The 2,718-nt window shown below is 79.3% G+C and carries 3 protein-coding genes and 1 pseudogene; 3 read left to right on the top strand and 1 reads right to left on the bottom strand.

Annotated features, from left to right (window positions below; translation table 11 throughout):
* Positions 1-285 (top strand): annotated as a pseudogene (locus tag HLB09_RS17915) (sirohydrochlorin chelatase); the annotation flags it as partial.
* Between the two features lie 19 nt (positions 286-304).
* Here HLB09_RS17915 and HLB09_RS15415 read toward each other — a convergent pair.
* The gene (locus tag HLB09_RS15415) at positions 305-1,339 is read right to left on the bottom strand and encodes a UDP-N-acetylmuramate dehydrogenase (RefSeq protein ID WP_246235570.1); all 1,035 of its coding nucleotides are present in this window, start codon (positions 1,337-1,339) and stop codon (positions 305-307) included.
* Positions 1,340-1,551: 212 nt separating this feature from the next.
* Here HLB09_RS15415 and HLB09_RS15410 point away from each other — a divergent pair, with 212 nt between their 5' ends.
* Both HLB09_RS15410 and HLB09_RS15405 read left to right on the top strand, forming a co-directional pair.
* Positions 1,552-2,151: an ArsR/SmtB family transcription factor gene (locus HLB09_RS15410; RefSeq protein WP_212771195.1), complete on the top strand. Its 600-nt coding sequence runs from the start codon at positions 1,552-1,554 to the stop codon at positions 2,149-2,151.
* On the top strand, positions 2,148-2,718 hold a 571-nt coding region (locus tag HLB09_RS15405; RefSeq protein ID WP_212771194.1), incomplete at its 3' end, for an MFS transporter. The genes HLB09_RS15410 and HLB09_RS15405, both read left to right, overlap by 4 nt.

Genomic DNA, 2,718 nt, shown 5'->3' with positions numbered 1-2,718 from the left:
CTCGGCGTTGCCGTGGCCGCCCTGCGCGCGGCGTCCCCCGCCGGCGCGCGCGTCGTCGTGGCCTCCTACCTGCTGGGGCCCGGCCACTTCCACGACCGCCTGGCCGCGGCCGGCGCCGACGCCGTCGCCGCGCCGCTGCTCACCGCCCCGGACGGGGGCCTGGAGCCGCGGGTCCTCGCCGCCGTCTGGTCGCGCTACGACGACGCGGTCGCGGGGAGGGGTCCGGAGCGCCTGCCGCGGACGTCGCCGGAGCGGGAGCCGGCGGCCGGGACGAGCGGCCGGTAGCCCCGGCCGAGCGGGCGGCTCAGCCGAGCGAGCAGCCCACGAGCCGGGGCTCCGGCTCCAGGCGCACGCCGAAGCGCTCGGCGACGCCGTCGCGGACCTCGCGGGCGAGGGCGAGGACGTCCTGCGCGCTCGCCCCGCCGCGGTTGGTGACGGCGAGGGTGTGCTTGGTGGACAGCGCCGCCGGGCCCGGCAGTCCGTGGCCCCGCTCGAAGCCGGCGGCCGCGATGAGCCAGGCGGCGCTCGTCTTGACCCCGCCCTCCGCCGGGTAGCGGGGGGCGCCCTCGGGCAGCGCGTCGGCCTCCGCCGCGCCCAGGACCGGGTTGGTGAAGAAGGACCCCGCGCTCCAGGTGTCGTGGTCGACGACGCCGGCCGCGGGGTCGTCGAGCACCATCCCCTTGCCGCGCCGCAGCGCGAGCACCGCCTCACGGACGTCGGCCGCGGGCGCTCGCCCCCCGACGGGCACGCCGAGGCGGGCGGCGAGCTCGGCGTAGCGCACCGGTCCGCCGAGCTCCCCCTCCCGCAGCTGGAAGGTGACGTCGAGGACGACGTAGCGGTCGGGGTCCTCCTTGAGCAGCGAGGTGCGGTAGCCGAGCCGCAGGTCGCCGACGGCGAGGGTGCGCAGGCGCCCCTCCCGGCGGTCCCACGTGCGCACCTGGGCCAGCGTCCCGGAGACGTCGGCGCCGTAGGCGCCGACGTTCTGGACGGGCGTCGCGCCCGTCGACCCCGGGATGCCGGACAGCGCCTCCAGCCCGAGCCAGCCGTTCGCCGTCGTCTCGGCGACGAGGTCCTCCCAGGGGTGCCCCGCCTCGGCGGTCACCCAGACGCCCCCGCAGGCGTCGACCGGCTCTCGCCGCAGCCCGCTGGAGGCGACGACGACCGCGGTCACCGGAAGGTCGCCGTCGGCCACGAGCAGGTTCGAGCCCCCCGCGACGAGGAGCACCTCCTCGCCGCGCGCGTCGGCGCCGCGGACGGCGTCCACGAGCTCGGCCTGGGTGCGGGCCACGACCTCGCGCGCCGGCCGACCACCGACCCGGAGCGTCGTCCGGGTCGCCAGCGGCGCGCCGGGAGCCGTGCTCGCGTCTGCGCCGGTCCCGCCGACCCCGGCGGCGGCGTCGCGGTCGGCGGGCGCCTGCTCCTGGGTGCTCACCGGTCCAGGGTAGGCGGGCTGCCGCCACCCCCGACGAGGCCGTCCTCGAGCCCGCCGCAGGGACGAGCAGTTCACAACAGGTCTTGTACGACGTCTCTTGCGGGTCTAGCGTCCCGCCCGTGACCACTGACGACGCCGCGCCCGCGCCGCCGGAGCTGCCCACGGGCTCCACCCGCGTCACCGACCCCCGCGCCATGCGGGCGCTCGCGCACCCCGTCCGCCTGCGGCTCCTCGGCGAGCTGCGCGTCCGCGGCCCGCAGAGCGTCGGCATGCTCGGCGAGCTCCTCGACGAGCCGCCGGGCTCCGTGAGCTACCACGTCGGCGTGCTGGCGCGGCACGGCTTCGTCCTCGAGGCCCCGGAGCGGGCGCGCGACCGGCGCGAGCGCTGGTGGCGGGCCGCCGCCCGGACGACGAGCTTCGACCCGGCCGAGGCCCACGACGACCCCGAGCGGCGGCTGGCGATGGACGGCCTCCGGCGCGCCGTCCACGACCGCTACGCGGCGCTGCTCGAGGAGCACCTCGCCGCCGAGCCGGCCATGCCGCGGGAGTGGGTCGCCGCGTCGACGAGCGGCGACGAGCAGCTCTCCCTCACGCTCGACCAGCTCGTCGGGCTGCGGCACGAGCTGCACGACCTCGCGCACCGCTGGGCCGCGCGCAGCGACGCGTCGGCCCCCGGAGCCCGGCGCGTCTCGCTCGTCTACCACGGGCTCCCCTGGTGACGGCGCCCGCCGGCCCACCCGTCGGCTCGGCCGGCGGCCCCGACCGGCCGCCCCTGGGCGCGGACGCCGCCCGACGGCGCTACGTGGCGCTCACCGCCCTCCGGTGGTTCCCCACGGGGCTGCTCGTGCCCGTCCTCGTGCTCCTCGCCGTCGACCGCGGCCTGTCGCTCACCGAGGTGGGCCTCGTGGCCGCCGCCCAGGGCGTCGTCGTCCTGCTCCTGGAGCTGCCGACCGGTGGGCTGGCGGACGCGCTGGGGCGCCGGCCGCTGCTCGTCGTCGCGGGGATCGTCGGCACGGCGGCCCTCGCGGTGCTCCTCGTCGCCGGCTCCCCTGCCGTGTACGCCGCCGCCTTCGCCCTCATGGGGGTCTGGCGGGCGCTCGACTCGGGCCCGCTGCAGTCCTGGTACGTCGACGCGGCCCTCGCGGCGGACACGGACCCGCGCGGGGCAGGTGGCGGGCCCGGCGGTGCGCAGGAGCGCGTCGAGGCGGGCGTCGCCCGGGGCGCCGTCGCCCTCAACGCCGCCGTGGGCGCCGGGGCGCTCGCCTCCGGGGGTCTCGTCGCGGCGG

The sequence above is a fragment of the Pseudokineococcus marinus genome (assembly GCF_013004605.1).
GTDB lineage: Bacteria > Actinomycetota > Actinomycetes > Actinomycetales > Quadrisphaeraceae > Pseudokineococcus > Pseudokineococcus marinus.
This window is presented reverse-complemented; position numbering and strand designations above follow the sequence as displayed.